The organism is Rathayibacter sp. VKM Ac-2927 (genome assembly GCF_022815525.1).
GTDB classification, from domain to species: domain Bacteria; phylum Actinomycetota; class Actinomycetes; order Actinomycetales; family Microbacteriaceae; genus Rathayibacter; species Rathayibacter festucae.
Map to the genome: position 1 here is coordinate 351386 of NZ_JALGRT010000003.1, position 16212 is coordinate 367597.

Consider the following 16212-nt stretch of genomic DNA (forward strand, 5'->3'; position numbering starts at 1 on the left):
CGCCCAGTCCTACGGTGGTTCCATGGATCCCCGCGCCCGCGCCCTCTCGGACATCGAGCGTCTCTCGATCGCGATCACGATCCGGTCGATCCCCCGCGTGCTCGCGCCGCTGCTGACCACCGACCTCACCATCCAGCAGCTCAAGGCGCTCTCGGTGATCGTCACGACCGAGGAGGGCGCGACCGGCGCGGGCCTCGCGCAGAGCTTCGGCGTCTCGATGCCGTCGATGTCGAAGCTCATCGACCGCCTCGCCGCGAGCGGCCTGGTCGTCCGCGAGACCGACCGGGCCGATCAGCGCGTCCGCCGCATCCACGCCACCGACCTCGGCCGGGCCGTCGTCCGCGAGCTGATGGCCGCGCGCCCGGAGCTCGGCGAGGACGTGCTCTCCCGCCTCTCGCTCGAGGAGCTCGAAGCCCTCGAGACCGGACTGCGGGCGATCAGCCGCGAGCTGCGCGTCTCGCGCGACGCCGCCGGCTGACCGCCCGCGTGCGGGCTGTGCGCGATCTCGCAGGGACCGTGCTCTCGACGACGGATGGCCGGGAAGCGAGGAGGTCCGCGTACCCCTGTCGCACTCGTTGACACCGGCGGTGGACATCATTAGTGTCCCGAGTGCAGAAAAGTGTTACCGAGAACATCTGCATCCCCCGCCGATGACGTGCGCGCGTGCGGGCCCGGCGAAGAAGGGGTCCATCGCGCTCCGCGCCGGTGACCGGAGCTCCGGACCGGCCTCGTCGCCCAGCGCGAGGAGCGCGTCCGGGGGCCGGACGGCATCGCTCCCGCACGGGCCGGGGTGATCCGCCGGCGACGGCTCGACGCAGGGTCCGGCGCCCGCTCGAGCACCGGTGCCCTCCGTTCGGGTCGGAGGGCACCGGCTCGCCCGTGCGCGCTCCGCGAGCAGGGGTCACAGCCTCGGGGCGACCGAAACACCGAAACTACTTTCTTTCACTCCCCGGGCTGGCTACGGTCGATCTCACCACCCGCAGGCCAGCGAAGACGGCCTCCTCGGGTGCGATTCACACTGCAAAGGAGCTCTCTGTGAGTAGATTTCGCAAGCTTTTCGGTCTGGCGGCAGTAGCCGCTCTCGCCGCGACGCTCGTCGCCCCGACTCTGCCCGCGTCCGCCGCGGGCAACACGCTCGTCGTCGATGCGGGCACGTCGATCGGACCCGTCACGCGGGTCGGCGCCGGCGGCCTGTACGCGCTGGCCACGCCGAACGACCCGGCGCCGGGCCTGCTGACGCCGCTGCGCCTCAAGCAGCACACGCAGCCGGCCCCCGGAGTCGGCCAGCTCGGCAACGGAGCGACGACGCCGACCGGCGACGTGCTGAAGGTGGCCGGCACCTTCACCCGGGACGGAGCGCAGTCCTACGCGCGGATGCCCGACGTGTACCCCGACTTCCCGTACCGCTGGATCAGCTGGGCGGACTGGACGCAGAAGATCGACACGATGGTGAAGGCCCGTCTCGACGCCACCGCCACCACGAACCTCAACGGCTGGGAGCTGTGGAACGAGCCCGACGGGACCTGGGACACGGCGAAGGCCGGCCCCTACCTCGACGGCTGGACCCGCACCTACCGGCAGGTCAAGCTCCAGGACACGATCACTCCGATCGTGGGCCCCAGCTACAGCCGCTACTACCCCGACCTGATGCGCTCGTTCATGGCGCGGGCGAAGGCCGACGGCACTCTGCCCGACGTCGTCGTCTGGCACGAGCTCGAGGACGGCGTCTACAACGACATTGACGAGCACGTCGCCGACTACCGCTCGATCGAGCGCGATCTCGGCATCTCGCCGCGGCCGATCTCCATCAACGAGTACGGCTCGCCGAGCCAGATCGACACGCCGAGCGTGGCCGCGCACTTCATCGCCCAGTTCGAGCGCACCGGGATCCACGACGCCGAGCGCGCCTACTGGTACGAGTCCGGCACCGTCGGCGGCCTGGTCTGGAACAACCGGCCGACCGGCTCCTACTGGCTCTACAAGTGGTACGGCGAGATGGCCGGGAACATGCTCGCCGTCACGCCGTCCGGCGACCTGGACGGCTTCGCGTCCTACGACTCCAGCCGGAAGATCGTGAATGCGGCCTTCGGTGGCACCTTCGGCGACAACCAGGTGCAGGTGAAGGGCCTCTCCGGATTCGGGACCTCGGCCAAGGTGGTCCTGAACTACACGCCCCGGTCGGGCCGCATGACCAACGTCGACGCGCCCACCACGGTGTCGACGCAGACCCTGCCGATCACCAATGGGACCGTCACCGTCCCCGTGACGAGCCAGGACTACCTCGGCGCCTACCAGCTCGTCGTCACCCCGGCGGCAGGTCCGACGACGAGCTACCAGCAGGTCTACGAGGCGGAGAACGCGACCGTCGTGAACGCCGCGCTGCTCTCCTCCGGCTCGGCCTCGAACGGCGGCTACGTCGGCCGGATCGATGGCTCGTCGAACGCCCGCAGCGACAGCTTCGTCGACTTCGTCGTCGAGGTGCCGACCGCCGGCAGCTACGGGCTCGGGATCCGCTACGCCAACGGCGGAGCGAGCACCTCGACCCAGGGCCTCGCCGTCAACGGCAGCGCCTTCAGCACCGTCTCCTACCCGTCGACGGGATCGTGGGGCGCCTTCGGCTCCTCCGTCTCGCGGCAGGTCGATCTGAAGGCGGGCTTCAACGTGATCCGGCTCGCGAAGGGGTCCCCCTTCTTCGCCGGCGGCTCCGGGTTCGCGGAGCTCGACAGCATCACGCTGACGCGCTGAGCGACGCGGCCGTCCGGAGGTGCTTCACTGCCTCCGGGCGTCCGTGCTCGGCCGATCGGTGACCTCGAGCGCCGGGCATGCCGGAGCCGGGTCATGGGCGGCTGCTGGTACGTCTCGCCGATCACCGTCACGGCGTCCGCCGCGGCGGGGAGGAGGCCGACGGTCGGGTGGTGCCCCGGAGGAGGCGGGTGCGGGTCGAAGCGCATCCCCGGCACCACTCGGAAGCAGCATGCGCGCAGAGGTGGAGACGTGAGTCGGAGCGGGGTGGCGCGTGAGGCCCCCCTGTCACCGCCGCGACGTCAGCAGCGTCCGCAGCGGTGGCGCGATCGACTCGCGGCGGAGCAGCGCGGTCGCGAGCAGGAGCAGCAGCAGCACCGAGCCGCGGACGAGGCCCTGCCAGTAGAAGGAGACGCCGAGCAGCACGAGGCCGTTGTTGATCAGGCCGAAGATCAGGACTCCGAGCACGGTGCCGAGCACGTTCGGCCGCCCGTGTGCCGAGAGCGTCGCGCCGATGAAGACCGCGCCGATCGCGTCTAGCACGTAGAGCTGGCCGCTCGCCGGCGAGTAGCCGTAGCTGCGCGAGGCGAGCGCGATGCCGGCCAGCGCTCCGATCAGCGCCGCGACGACGAACGCGGAGGCGAGCGAGATCCCGACGCGGTGGCCGGCGATGCGGGTGGCTCCGGGCTGCTCCCCCGCCGCGGTGAGCACGCGGCCCCAGCGGGTGCGGTCCAGCAGCAGCCAGACCGCGACGGCGACCGCGATCGCCAGCAGCACCGGGACGCCGACGCCGAGCACGGTCGCGTTGCCCCAGGCGGCGAAGGCGTCGGGCGTCGTCTGGCGGCGCAGGTAGATCGGCGCGCCACCGCCGGTGAGCAGCTGCTGGGCGCTGGTGCCGATGAACCAGACCGACAGGGTCGCGAGGAAGGCGCGGATCCTCAGCACGATCACCAGCACCGCGTTGACCACGCCCGCCAGCGTCCCGAAGCCGAGGCCGATCAGCACCGCGAACCAGGTCACGTAGCCGTCGGCGATCAGCGCGGTGGCGCCGAGAGCCGCGAGGTCGATCGCGATGCCGATCGAGAGGTCGATCCCGCCGGCCCGGACGACGAGCGTCATCGCGCAGGCCGCGATCAGCAGCAGCGCCCCGGCGCTCGCGACGTTGAGCAGGTTGGTCGGCGCGAAGTAGCCGGGCACGCTCGCGCCGAAGACGGCGAGCAGGAGCACGACCGCGGCGGGCGCGAGCAGGCGGACGGCGAGGGCCCGGCGGGACTCGGACACGGGCAGGGCGACGGCGGTCACGAGCGGACCCCTCTCTCGCGGAGGGCCGCGAGGCCGAGGACGAGCAGGATGAGCAGTCCCTTGATGGCGCCGACCCACTGGCTGTCGACGCCGATCAGGGTGAAGCCGTTGCCGAGCGCGGCCACGAAGACGGCGGCGAGCAGCGTGCCGCCGATGGTGACGACGAAGCGGCGGGAGAACACGACCGAGAGATAGGCGGTGACGATGATGTCGAGCAGGATCTGGTTGCCGATCCCGGGCACGGCGGCCGCGAGGCGCGCGGCGAGCAGTAGCCCGGCGATGCCGGCGAGGAGCCCGGAGAGCAGGTAGCTGGTGAGGACGTGGCGCCAGACGGAGACGCCCGCGACGCTCGCCGCGGTCGGGTTCTGGCCGACGGCGTAGCTGCGGGTGCCCCAGGAGGTCCGGCCGACGGCGAGGGCGGTCGCCACCGTGACGACGGCGAGCACCGCGACCGGTGCCGGGAGGCCGAGGACGCTGCCGCCGCGCAGCCAGTCGAAGAGCGGATCCGCGACCGGCACCTTGACGTTGTCGGTGGCGAGGAAGACGACGGAGCCGACGATCCCGGAGACGGCGAGCGTGGCGAGCAGCGGGCGGAGGCCGAGCACGACGGCGGTGCCGCTGATCGCGCCGAAGCCGACCGAGACGAGCAGGGCGAGCAGCACGGCGGGCAGCGCCCCGAAGCCCGCTGTCAGGGCGACGGCGGCGACGACGCCGGAGAGCCCGACGATCGGACCGGAGGCGAGGTCGATGCCGCCGCGGACGACGTCGTCGCCGCCGGTGATCACCACGATCGCGAGGCCGAAGCCGGCGATCGCGGGAACCACGGCCTGGATCAGGATCGTCGAGACGTTGCCGCCGGTGGCGAAGACGGGCGAGGCGGCGCTGAACACCGCGATCTCGAGGACGACGACGAGGTAGCCGATCAGGGCGAGCGCGCCGATGCCGCGGCGGCGGGCGCGCGGCGCGGCGGGCACCTCCGCCGGGGACGCCTTCTCGGTGGGCGCGGTGGTGAGGGTCATCGGGCACTCTCCAGTGCTTCGGGGGCGACGGCGCCGGAGGCGATCGCGAGCACGCGGTCGACGCTCAGCTCGCTCCGGGGCAGCTCGGCGCGCACGGCGCCGCGGTGCAGCACGAGAACGCGGTCGGCGAGGCCGACGAGCTCCTCGAGATCGAGCGAGACGAGGAGGATGCCGGCGCCCTCGTCGACGAGCCGGTCGACCAGCGCGTAAACCGCGGCGCGGCTGCCGATGTCGACGCCCGCCGTGGGCTGATCGAGGACGAGCACCCGCGAGCCGGCGGCCAGCCACTTCCCCACGGCGACCTTCTGCTGGTTGCCGCCGGAGAGCGTCCCGACCACGGCCTCCGGATCGGCGGGGCGCACGTCGAGCGCGGCGATCTGCTCGAGCGCGAGCGTCCGGTCGCGACGGCGGCTGGGCAGCAGGCCGCCGAGGCTTATCCGCCCGAGCGAGGCGATCGAGAGGTTCTCCCGGACGGTGTGCGCGAGGAGGACGCCGTCACGGCGCCGGTCGCTCGGCACGTAGCCGCCGCCCGCGGCGACGAAGGCCCGGGCGGAGGAGGTGGCGGTGCCGGCCACGCGCACCCGGCCGCTGCGGCGGGAGAGGCCGACCACGGCGTCCGCGAGCACGTCGACCCCGGAGCCGACGAGGCCGGTGACGCCGACGATCTCGCCGGGGCGGACCGTCAGGTCGAGGGCGTCGAGCGCGCCGGGCACGGTCAGCGCCTCGAGCTCGAGCAGCGGCGCCACGTCGGCGGCGATCACGCGGTCGGAGCGGAGCGCGAACTCCTCCACGTCGCGGCCGAGCATCAGCTCGACGATCCGGGCGCCCTGCTCGGCGTCGCCGTCGATCAGGTCGAGCCCGCCGACGTTCGCGCCGTTCCGCAGCACGACCACGCGGCTCGCGACGCGCTGCACCTCCTGGAGGTAGTGCGAGATGTAGATCACGGCGACGCCGCGCGCCTGCAGCCGGCGGATCGAGGCGAACAGCGCCGCCACCTCCTCGGCGGCCAGCGGCGCGGTCGGCTCGTCGAGCACCAGGATCCGCGGCTCGACCAGCAGCGCCCGGGCGATCTGCAGCTGCTGCTGCTCGGCGACGGTGAGGTCGTCGACGAGGGTGCCGCCGCGGACGACGAGACCGACCAGCTCGGCGAGCACGGCCTCGGCCGAGGTGCCCCGGCGGCGCAGCCGCTCGTGGCCGAGGTAGAGCTGCTCCGCCACGGTCAGGCGGCCGGCGAGGTGCCGGTCCTGGTGGACGACCCGGATGCCCGCCCGCTCGGCGTCGCGCGGGGCGGTGATCGCCACCGGCTCCCCGTCGATCGCGATCGAGCCCGCGTCGGCCGAGTACAGGCCGGTGAGGATCTTGATCAGCGTGGACTTGCCCGCGCCGTTCTCGCCCACCAGGGCGACGACCTCGCCGCGGCCGACCGTGAGAGCGACGTCGCGCAGCACCGGCACGCCGGCGAAGGACTTGGAGATCCCCGCCATCTCGAGCGCGGGCGGCGCGACGGCCGCTGGACTAGCCACCGAGACCCAGCTCCGCGGTCTTCTCGGCGATGTTCGCCTTGTCGATGAGCACCGGGGCGAAGTAGGTGGTCGGCGTGACCGCGTCCGCCTCGCCGCCGAGGAAGCGGGCCACGTTGTCGGCCGAGCCGGCGCCGATGGCGAGGTTCTGCTGCGCGACGGTCGCGGTGTAGGAGGAGTCGGGGTCGGCGATCAGGTCGAGCGCGCCCTGGTCGGCGTCGACGCCGTAGATCTTGATCTCGTCGCGGCCCGCCGCGTCGACGGCCTGCGCGGCGCCGATCTGCGGGGTGTCCCAGCAGGACCAGATCGCCGAGATCTCGCCCTTCGGGTAGCGCGAGAGCGCGTCGCCGATCTGCTGCTTCGCGTCCTCGATCGTGCCCTCGTACTTGTCCTGCAGCTCGGGCTGGAGGATCGAGATGTTCGGATAGTCCTCGAGGACGAGCTTGAGCTCGTTGTAGCGGATGCGGCAGGGCGCGACGCCCGGGAAGCCGTTGAAGACCAGGATCTGCCCGGAGCCGCCGATGTCCTCGGCGATGGTGCGGGCGAGGGTCGAGCCGATCTGCCAGTTGTCGCTGGTGACGTTGTTCTCGGAGTACTCGGACACGTTGTCGATCGTGAACAGCGGGATACCCGCGTCGTGCACCTCCTTCAGCGCCGGTGCGAGGGTCGTCGCGTCGCCGAGGATCACGATGATCGCGTCGGGCTTCTGAGCGACGAGGTTCTCGATGTCCGAGACGTGCTTGTCGTCCTTGGCCTCGGCCTGGGTGGCGACGACGGTGCCGCCGAGCGCCTCCACACGGTCCTGCACCGACTGGTACACGATGCGCGAGAAGTCGTGGACGATGTCCTTCGCCGCGACGCCGACCGTCTTGCCCTCGAGGCTCGGGACGTCGGCGGTCGAGGCCGCGGCGGTGGTCGCCTCGGCGGCGGCGGCGTTCGCGGCGTTCGCGCCGGAGGACTCCTCCTTGAGCGAGCAGCCGGTGAGGACCAGCGTCGCGGCGGCGAGGAGCGCCACCGCGGAGGTGAGGGAGCGGAATCGCATGGGAGGGCCTGCTTCGGGAGGAGACGGATGCTGAGGGGCGCCGGTCCCGCGGAGGAGCGGGCGGCGCTGCTGGCCATCGTGGCGGGGCCGCGGCGGCGCGTCACGTCCGCCGGTCACGCACCGCAACGCGGCGTCACACGGCGCAACACGGCGGCCGTTCGTTACGCCGGGTTGCGCCCCGGCCGACGCGGTGTCGGCCGTCCCTCCTAGGGTCCGAAGCGCACCAGCCCCGAACCGAACGGAATCCCATGGCGTCCCGCATCGTCCTCAACGCCTTCGACATGACCTGTGTCGGACACCAGGCGCCCGGCCTCTGGCGGCACCCCGACTCGCAGGCCGACCGCTACAACGACCTCGAGTACTGGATCGACCTCGCGAGGACGCTCGAGCGCGGCACCTTCGACGCGCTCTTCCTCGCCGACGTGCTCGGCGTCTACGACGTCTACCGCGGCTCCGTCGGCCCCGCGCTGATCGACTCCGCGCAGGTCCCCGTCAACGACCCGCTGCTGCAGATCCCCGCGATGGCCGCCGCCACGAAGCACCTCGGCTTCGGCGTCACCATCTCGCCCACCTACGAGCAGCCGTACGCCCTCGCGCGCCGGCTCTCCACGCTCGACCACCTGACCAAGGGGCGGATCGGCTGGAACGTCGTCACCTCCTACCTCGACAGTGCCGCGCAGAACCTCGGCCTCGAGCGCCAGATTCCGCACGACGAGCGCTACGACATCGCCGAGGAGTTCCTCGACGTGAGCTACAAGCTCTGGGAGGGCTCCTGGGAGGAGGGCGCGGTGCTGCGCGACCGCGAGCGCGGCGTCTTCACCGATCCGCGGAAGGTGCACCCGATCGGCCACTCCGGCACCCACTACCGCGTGCCGGGCATCCACCTCTCCGAGCCGTCGCCGCAGCGGACGCCGGTGATCTTCCAGGCGGGGGCCTCGCCCCGCGGCATCGACTTCTCGGCGAAGCACGGCGAGGCCGTCTTCATCAACGCGATCCGACCGGAGCTGACCCGGCGGACCACCGACGCCATCCGCGACGCCGCGGAGAAGCACGGCCGCGCGCGCACCGACCCGAAGATCCTGATCCTCGCGACCGTGATCGTCGCCGAGACGGACGCCGAGGCCCAGGCCAAGTACGCCGACTTCAAGACGTACTCGTCCCGCGAGGGCGCGCTCGCGTTCTACGGCGGCTGGGCGGGGCTCGACCTCTCGCAGTTCCCGGCGGACGTGCCGCTCGACTACGTCGACACCGACGCGGTGCGCAGCGCCCTCTCGATCTTCACGAAGGCGGATCCCGACCGCGCCTGGACCCCGGACGACGTCGCGGAGTACCTCGGCATCGGCGGCATCGGCCCGGTGATCGTCGGCTCGCCGAGCACCGTCGCGGACGAGCTGGAGCGCTGGGTCGACGTCGCCGGGATCGACGGCTTCAACCTCGCCTACGTGGTCACCCCCGGCACCTTCGAGGACTTCGTCGACCTCGCCGTGCCCGAGCTGCGCCGGCGCGGCCGGGTCTGGGAGGAGTACGAGGGCGCGACCCTCCGCGAGTACCTCCAGGGCCCGGGCAGCGCCCGCGTGAAGGACTCGCACCCCGCCGCCGCCTACCGCGGTGCGTACACCGGCTCGCCCAGCGCCGCCGACGGACTGCCCGACAGCGTCCTCTCCGTCCTGCCCGCCCTCGACCCGGAGCCCGTCCGATGACCCAGACCGCCACTGCCCAGACCGCCACTGCCCCGACCAGCCCCGAGTCCCGCCCCGAGCGCCCGCGCTCGCACTGGGACCGCGTCGCCACCGCCGCCGAGCACGCGCACTGGGACGCCGTCGCGTCCGGCGTCGCCGAGATCCTCGCGGCCGACGTCCTCGAGCGCGACCGCGGCAACCTCGACCCGACCACCGAGCTCGAGCCGCTGCGCTCCTCGGGCCTCGTGAACCTGCTCGACCCGGCCGAGTACGGCGGTGGCGGCGCGGTCTGGAGCACAGCGTTCCGGGTGATCCGGATCCTCGCCGCCGCGGACGCCTCGCTCGCGCAGATCCTGCTGTACCACTACGTCAACTCGGCCAACATCGCGTTCTCGGCGCCGGAGTCGGAGCGCGAGCGGTTCTACCGCGCGACGATCGAGGGCCGCCGGCTCTGGGGCGACTCGGTGAACCCGGTCGACCCCGACCTCGAGCTGACGCCCCGCGGTGACGGCTTCGAGCTGAACGGGCTCAAGCGCTTCTCGACCGGGGTCTCCTCGGGCGACGCCGTGCTGGTCAACGCGGTGATCTCCGGCGGCGACCGCTCCGGCGAGACGCTGACCTTCGTGCTCCCCCGCGACCGCGCGGGCATCGAGCCGCTCGGCGACTGGGACTTCCTCGGCCAGCGGCAGAGCGCCTCCGGGTCGGTCCGCTTCACCGGGGTGCGGGTGGACGCGACCGAGATCCTCGGCGCGCTGGTCGACGAGCCGTTCGCGACCCTGATCACGCCGTCGATCCAGCTCGGCTTCGGCAACCTCTACCTCGGCATCGCCCAGGGCGCGCTGGCGAAGGGCCGGGGGCTGACCCTCGGCCGGAAGAACTCCTGGTTCCTCTCCGGCGTGGAGACCTACGCGCAGGATCCCTTCGTGCGTCGGCTCTACGGCGAGCTGGTCGCGCACACGGCCGCGGCGGAGGCGCTGGCCGACCGCGTCGGAGCGCTGCACGACGCCGAGGTCGCCCGCGGCGCGGCGGTGACGGGCGAGTCGCGCGCCGCCCAGGCGATCGAGATCGCGAAGGTGAAGATCGTGACGGACGCGCTCGCGCTCGACGTGACGACCCGGATCTACGAGGCGACCGGCTCCTCCTCCGCGAAGAGCTCGATCGGGCTCGACCTCTACTGGCGCAACGTCCGCACCCACTCGCTGCACGACCCCGTCGACTACAAGAAGCTCGAGGTCGGCGCGAACTACCTGACCGGCGACGTCCAGCCGCTCTCCCTGTACACATGAGCGGCGCGGGATCCGAGGGCCTGGCGGAGGCGCAAGCCGCGTTCCGCCCGGTCTTCGACGAGATCGCGGCGGGCGCCGTCCAGCGCGAGCTCGACCGCGAGCTGCCCTTCGAGCCGATCGCGCGACTGCGCGCGGCCCGCTTCGGCGGTCTGCGGGTACCGGTCGAGCACGGCGGCCGCGGGTTCAGCCTGCGCGAGACCGCGTCGCTGCTGATCGAGCTGGCGACGGCGGACTCGAACGTGGCGCAGGCGCTGCGCGGCCACTTCGCCTTCGTCGAGGACCAGCTGTCCTTCCCGCCGTCGCCGGCGCGCGACGGCTGGCTGCGCCGGCTCGCGGCTGGTGAGCTGGTCGGCAACGCCTGGAGCGAGATCGGCACGGCCGCGGTCGGCGTCACGCAGACCACGCTCACCCGCCGGGGCGACGAGCTGGTCGTGAACGGCACCAAGTACTACTCCACCGGCACGATCTTCGCGGACTGGACCGACGTCGTCGTTCGCCGCGAGGACGGCACGGACACCGCCGTGGTGGTGCGCGTCGACCAGCCGGGCGTGGTCGCGACCGACGACTGGTCGGGCTTCGGCCAGCGGCTCTCGGGCAGCGGCACCACGGTCTTCACCGAGGCGCTCGTCGAGCCGGAGCACGTCTTCGCCTCCGTCCTGCGCGCGCCGCACCAGACGCCGTTCTTCCAGCTCGAGCTGCTCGCGGTGCTGGCCGGCATCGCCGCCGCCGTCGAGCGCGATGCCGTGGCCGCCGTCCGCACCCGCTCGCGGGTCTACAGCCACGGCCTGGCCGATCACGGCCGGGACGACGCGCAGATCCAGGAGGTGGTCGGTGCGATCTCGGCGATCGCGTTCGGCGCCCGGGCCGCGGTGCTGGTCGCGGCGGAGGCTGTCGGCGAGGCTGCAGTGGATCCGTCACTGGTGCCCGCGGCCGGCGCCGAGGTGTACCGGGCGCAGGTGCTGCTCACCGAGTCGGTGCCGCGCGCGGCGACCCTGCTCTTCGACGCGCTCGGCTCCTCGGGCGTCGCCACCACCGCGGCGCTCGACCGGCACTGGCGCAACGCCCGCACGGTCGGCGCGCACAATCCGGTGATCTACAAGCAGCGGATCGTCGGCGAGTGGGCGCTGAACGGCACGCCGCCGCCGCTCGCCTGGTCGATCGGCGTCGGTCGGCCGCAGGGCTGAGCCTCGGATCAAGCGTGCCGGCTCAGCGCCCCGCCTGCACCGCGTGCAGCGTCGCGTAGCGCCCGCCCGCCGCGAGCAGCTCCTCGTGGCTGCCGGTCTCGACGATCCGCCCGCGCTCGAGCACGACGATCGTGTCGGCCGAGCGGATCGTCGACAGCCGGTGCGCGACGACCAGCGTGGTGCGGCCGCGCATCAGCCGCAGCAGCGCCTCCTTGACGGCCGCCTCCGACTCCGGATCGAGCGCGCTGGTCGCCTCGTCGAGCAGGAGCACCCGCGGGTCGCGGACCAGGGCGCGGGCGATGGCGATGCGCTGGCGCTGCCCGCCGGAGAGGCGGGCGCCGCGCTCGCCGACGACCGCGTCGAGTCCGTCCGGCAGCTCGCGGACGAACTCCAGGGCGTTCGCGTCGCGGAGGGCGGCGAGGATCCGCTCCTCCCCGACGCCGGTCAGCCCGTAGGCCACGTTGTCGCGGATCGAGCCCTCGAAGAGCACCGAGTCCTGCGGCACGACGGAGACGGAGCGGCGCCAGGTGCGCAGGTCGAGGGTCTCGGCGTCGACGCCGTCCAGGAGGATGCGGCCGCCGGTGGGGCGGAGGAAGCCCAGCACCAGGTTGAGCATCGTCGACTTGCCGGAGCCGGAGGAGCCGACGAAGGCGACGGTCCGGCCGGGCTCGATGTCGAGGTCGATGCTCCGGACGCCGACGGTGCTGGCCGCGCCGGCGCCGCTTGCGCCACCGACCCCGTCCGCGCCGTAGCGGTAGGTCACGTCCTCGAGCCGGATGCGCCCGCGCACCTGGGCCGCGCGCGCCTTGCCCTCGTTCTGCTCCAGGTCCGGGTCCTCCAGCAGCTCGCCGATCGAGCGGATCGACTCGGTGCCGCGGGCGATGACGGGCAGCAGCATCAGCAGGTTGGTCATCGCGCCGGTCAGCAGCGCGAAGTAGGAGCTCAGGAGCACGACCTGGCCGGGCGTGATCGGCAGCCAGCCGCTGATCGAGACCCACGCGGCGAGCACCAGGCAGCCGATGCCGAGCAGCTGCAGGCTCACCCAGGAGAGCGAGGCGAAGCGGCCGTTCAGCAGGTCGAGGCTGTAGCCGGCCGAGCGGACGCCCTCGGCGCCGGCGGCGACCCGCGCGACCGCGGTCTGCTCGAGACCGTGCGCTCGGGTGATCGGAATGAGCGTCGCCATCTCGCCGACGCGCGCCGAGAAGTGTTCCACCTCGCGGCGGAACTGCTCGTTGCTGCGGCGCGAGCGGCGGCCCAGGAAGGCGCGCAGCAGCACCGCGAGCGGGATGGCGCAGGCGTAGACCGGGAGGAACGCGGGCACCTCGATCGCGGTCATCACGATCGCGCCGATCGCCACCATCGTCGCGGAGAGCAGCGGGTGGCCGACCTGCTGGTACATCGTCTCGATGTTCTCCACGTCGCGGACGACCTTGGTCTGCACGATCGACGAGCTGGCGCGGGAGTGGAAGCCGATGGAGAGGTTCTGCAGCCGGGCGGCGAGCGCGTTGCGGAGGTCCGTGCCGGTCTGGCGCACGGCGCTCATGTAGAGCCGGGTGTACATCACGTGGTTCGGGTAGTTCTGCAGCAGCGCGAGCAGGGCGATGCCGGCCCACAGCCAGAGCGTCGACTCCGGACCGCCGGCGACGACGACGTCGACGATCGCGCCGGTGACGACAGGGAGCAGCCAGAGCGGGGTGTCCTTGACCGCGAAGAACAGCACGGCGACGACCACGCGCGGGCGGTAGCGGCCGAGCAGGCGGAGGGCGGAGCGGCCGGGGTGGCGGCGGTCGAGCAGCAGCGGGGCCTGCGAGGGACGGGCTTCTCTCACGAGACGGTCGACTCCGATCGGGGGTCCGCAGCGCCTTCGGGAGCGACCGCTCCGACGGGGACGCCCTCGACGCTACCCGGGCGGCGCGGTCGTGGGCAAGCGTTTTCCTGGCTAGGGTTCTGCCGACCGATGCGCGCGGGCGAGCCGGTGCGCCAGACCCCGTGAGGATCCCGATGACCGAGCCGATGCCCCTGCGCGAGGACGCCTTCGCCGTGCCGTACCGCGATCCCGTCTTCGACGGCCCGACCGACCCGGTGCTGGTCGCCGACACCCTCCGCGGCGAGTGGCGCCTGTTCTACACCCAGCGGCGCGCGACCCTCGATCTTCCCGGGGTCGAGTGGGTGCACGGCAGCGCGATCGGCGTCGCGGTGTCGAGCGACGGCGGGGCGACCTGGCGGCACCGCGGCACCGTCCCCGGTCTCGACGCCGGGCTGTCGGCCGAGCTGCCGACGCTCTGGGCGCCCGACGTCGTGCGGATCGGGGATCGCTGGCAGATGTTCCTCACCCGGATCGACGGCACCCCCGACGACTGGAGCGGGCGGGCGACGATCGCGCAGTTCGAGAGCGACGACCTCGAGACCTGGCGGCTCCTCGGCGAGATCGACCTCGGCTCCGAGCGGGTGATCGACGCCGCCGTCGCGCGCACCGGCGACGGGCGGCACCGGCTCTGGGCGAAGGACGAGCGGCTCGACTCCCGCACCGTCGTCGCCGTCAGCGACGATCCCGGCGACCCGGCGTCCTGGCGGCTCGAGGGCGTCGCCGTCGGCGGGCGCCCGCACGAGGGGCCGAAGGTGTTCCCGCTGGCCGGCCGGTACTGGCTGATCACCGACGAGTGGCGCGGGCTGGCCGTGCACCACTCCCCCGACGGCCTCGGCGACTGGCGGCGTCAGGACGAGCGGGAGGGCCTGATCCTGACCGCCCCGGAGCGGCTGGACGGCGCGCCGATCGTCGCCCGGCACGCGGACGTCGTCCCGCTCGACGAGGACCGCGCCCTGATCGTCTACTTCACCCACCCCGGCTGGGACGGCAGCGACCTCGCGTCGATGCCGCCGAGCGCCGCGATGCGCCGCTCGCACGTCCGCGCGGCCGTGCTCACCGTCGTCGACGGCGCGCTGTCCTGCGCCGCCGACACACTGCTGGTCGAGCAGCCGCCGCAGGCGGCGTATCGAGACCCCGCCGCGAGCCCGGCTTGACGGGCGAGACCCCGGCACGTATTTTGGGGCAAACGCTTTCCCGAAACGTTTCATTGCAGTTCGGGGCTCGAAACGATGATGTTCTCGAAAGGACGACGATGTTCCGCTCACACAGCAAGCGCTACTCGGCGGTGGCCGCCGTGGCCGTGGCCGCCCTCGCTCTGACCGGCTGCTCCGGCGGAGGCTCCGGGGCCTCCGCCACCCTGGACCCCGACGAGGAGATCACCCTCGACTACACGTTCTGGGGCAACGACGACCGCGCCGCCCGCTACGACAAGGCGATCGCCCTGTTCGAGGACGAGCACCCGAACATCACCATCAACTCGACCTTCACCGACTACCCCGGCTACTGGGAGAAGCGCCAGACCGAGGCGGCCGGCGGCGGACTGCCCGACGTGATGCAGTTCGACTACACCTACCTCCGCCAGTACGGCGACAACGGCCTGCTCGGCGACCTGTCCGAGTACTTCGGCGGCGCGGTCGACGAGACCACCATCTCCCCGGAGCTGCTCGCCACCGGCGAGCTCGACGGCGCGACCTACGCGATCCCCACCGGCTACAGCGCCTGGGCCGTCTTCCAGAACCAGGACCTCCTCGCGGCGAACGGCGTCGAGGCCTACGCCGGCGGCGGCAGCTGGGAGGACTACGCGGCCTACGTCGCCGACGTCACGGCGAAGACCGGCGGCGCCGTCTACGGCGGCACCGACTACACCGGCCGCATCCAGAACTTCGAGCTGCAGCTGCGCGCCGAGGGCAAGGAGCTGTTCACCGAGGACGGCGAGCTCGGCTTCACCGAGGACGACCTCGCCGCGTTCTGGGAGCAGGGCGACGAGATGCGCACCAGCACCGGCGTCCCGGCCGCGCGCCTCCAGGAGCTGCTGCCCAAGTCCGGCTTCGGCGCGGGCATCGCGACCAGCGAGATGAGCTGGAGCAACTTCCTCGGCGGCTACATCGGCGACAGCGGCGCCTCCGAGATCGTGATGACCGCTCCCCCGACCGCGGACGAGGGCAGCAAGGACCTCTACCAGAAGGTCGGCCTGATGCAGGCGATCTCCTCGGCGACCGAGCACCCCGAGGCCGCCGCGACCTTCCTCGACTTCCTGATCAACAGCCCCGAGGTCGGCGAGATCTTCGGCGCCACCCTCGGCATCCCCGCCTCCTCCGAGCAGCTCGCCGGCGCGAACCTCGAGGGCCCGGACAAGCAGGTCGCCGACTACCTGGACTCCGTCGAGGACCGTCTCGGCGAGGCCCCGGCCGCTCCGGTCGCCGGCTACGGCGCCATCGAGGCGAACTTCCTCGACCTCGGCACCAGCCTCGGCCTCGGCGCGGTGAGCGTCGACGAGGCGGTCCAGCAGTTCTTCGACGAGACCGACGTCACGCTCCAGAACTGACCCGGCCGCCCTGACCCGACCGCCCC

At 72.6% G+C, this 16212-nt stretch carries 12 protein-coding genes; 7 read left to right on the forward strand and 5 right to left on the reverse strand.

Going from position 1 to position 16212, the window contains the following annotated elements:
• The first annotated feature begins 22 nt into the window (after positions 1–22).
• Positions 23–478: a MarR family transcriptional regulator gene (locus MT353_RS10770; protein ID WP_243624392.1), complete on the forward strand. Its 456-nt coding sequence runs from the start codon at positions 23–25 to the stop codon at positions 476–478.
• A 557-nt stretch (positions 479–1035) separates the two neighbouring features.
• The gene (locus tag MT353_RS21975) at positions 1036–2745 is read left to right on the forward strand and encodes a CBM35 domain-containing protein (RefSeq protein ID WP_243624393.1); all 1710 of its coding nucleotides are present in this window, start codon (positions 1036–1038) and stop codon (positions 2743–2745) included.
• Between the two features lie 285 nt (positions 2746–3030).
• Here the strand turns inward: MT353_RS21975 and MT353_RS10780 are convergent, their stop codons facing one another.
• The 4 genes from MT353_RS10780 to MT353_RS10795 are packed head-to-tail and all read right to left on the reverse strand — an operon-like array spanning position 3031 to position 7625.
• The gene (locus MT353_RS10780) at positions 3031–4044 is read right to left on the reverse strand and encodes an ABC transporter permease (protein ID WP_243624394.1); all 1014 of its coding nucleotides are present in this window, start codon (positions 4042–4044) and stop codon (positions 3031–3033) included.
• Positions 4041–5063: an ABC transporter permease gene (locus tag MT353_RS10785; RefSeq protein WP_243600229.1), complete on the reverse strand. Its 1023-nt coding sequence runs from the start codon at positions 5061–5063 to the stop codon at positions 4041–4043. Before MT353_RS10785 ends, MT353_RS10780 begins: the two co-directional genes overlap by 4 nt.
• On the reverse strand, positions 5060–6586 hold the full coding sequence (locus MT353_RS10790) for a sugar ABC transporter ATP-binding protein (RefSeq protein WP_243624395.1): 1527 nt from the start codon (positions 6584–6586) through the stop codon (positions 5060–5062). Before MT353_RS10790 ends, MT353_RS10785 begins: the two co-directional genes overlap by 4 nt.
• The gene (locus MT353_RS10795) at positions 6579–7625 is read right to left on the reverse strand and encodes a sugar ABC transporter substrate-binding protein (RefSeq protein ID WP_243624396.1); all 1047 of its coding nucleotides are present in this window, start codon (positions 7623–7625) and stop codon (positions 6579–6581) included. Before MT353_RS10795 ends, MT353_RS10790 begins: the two co-directional genes overlap by 8 nt.
• 248 nt (positions 7626–7873) lie before the next feature.
• Between MT353_RS10795 and MT353_RS10800 the strand changes: the two genes are divergently transcribed.
• Genes MT353_RS10800 through MT353_RS10810 form a run of 3 tightly spaced genes read left to right on the forward strand, consistent with a single transcriptional unit; the run spans position 7874 to position 11774 of the window.
• Positions 7874–9325: an LLM class flavin-dependent oxidoreductase gene (locus MT353_RS10800; protein ID WP_123732386.1), complete on the forward strand. Its 1452-nt coding sequence runs from the start codon at positions 7874–7876 to the stop codon at positions 9323–9325.
• Positions 9322–10590 carry an acyl-CoA dehydrogenase family protein gene (locus MT353_RS10805; RefSeq protein ID WP_243624397.1) on the forward strand — a complete coding sequence of 423 codons (1269 nt, stop codon included), beginning with the start codon at positions 9322–9324 and terminating at the stop codon, positions 10588–10590. The genes MT353_RS10800 and MT353_RS10805 overlap by 4 nt, the downstream gene beginning before the upstream one ends.
• Positions 10587–11774, forward strand: a complete 1188-nt coding sequence (locus MT353_RS10810) for an acyl-CoA dehydrogenase family protein (RefSeq protein WP_243600233.1) — start codon at positions 10587–10589, stop codon at positions 11772–11774. Before MT353_RS10805 ends, MT353_RS10810 begins: the two co-directional genes overlap by 4 nt.
• Before the next feature lie 22 nt (positions 11775–11796).
• Here the strand turns inward: MT353_RS10810 and MT353_RS10815 are convergent, their stop codons facing one another.
• Entirely contained in the window at positions 11797–13602 is a 1806-nt protein-coding gene (locus MT353_RS10815; RefSeq protein WP_243624398.1) for an ABC transporter ATP-binding protein, read from the reverse strand.
• Positions 13603–13775: 173 nt separating this feature from the next.
• Here MT353_RS10815 and MT353_RS10820 point away from each other — a divergent pair, with 173 nt between their 5' ends.
• Together MT353_RS10820 and MT353_RS10825 are read left to right on the forward strand one after the other, a co-directional pair.
• Positions 13776–14795 (forward strand): glycoside hydrolase, encoded by a 1020-nt coding sequence (locus MT353_RS10820; protein WP_243624399.1) that lies wholly within the window; start codon positions 13776–13778, stop codon positions 14793–14795.
• 98 nt (positions 14796–14893) lie between these two features.
• Positions 14894–16186: an ABC transporter substrate-binding protein gene (locus MT353_RS10825; RefSeq protein WP_243624400.1), complete on the forward strand. Its 1293-nt coding sequence runs from the start codon at positions 14894–14896 to the stop codon at positions 16184–16186.
• Positions 16187–16212 lie beyond the last annotated feature (26 nt).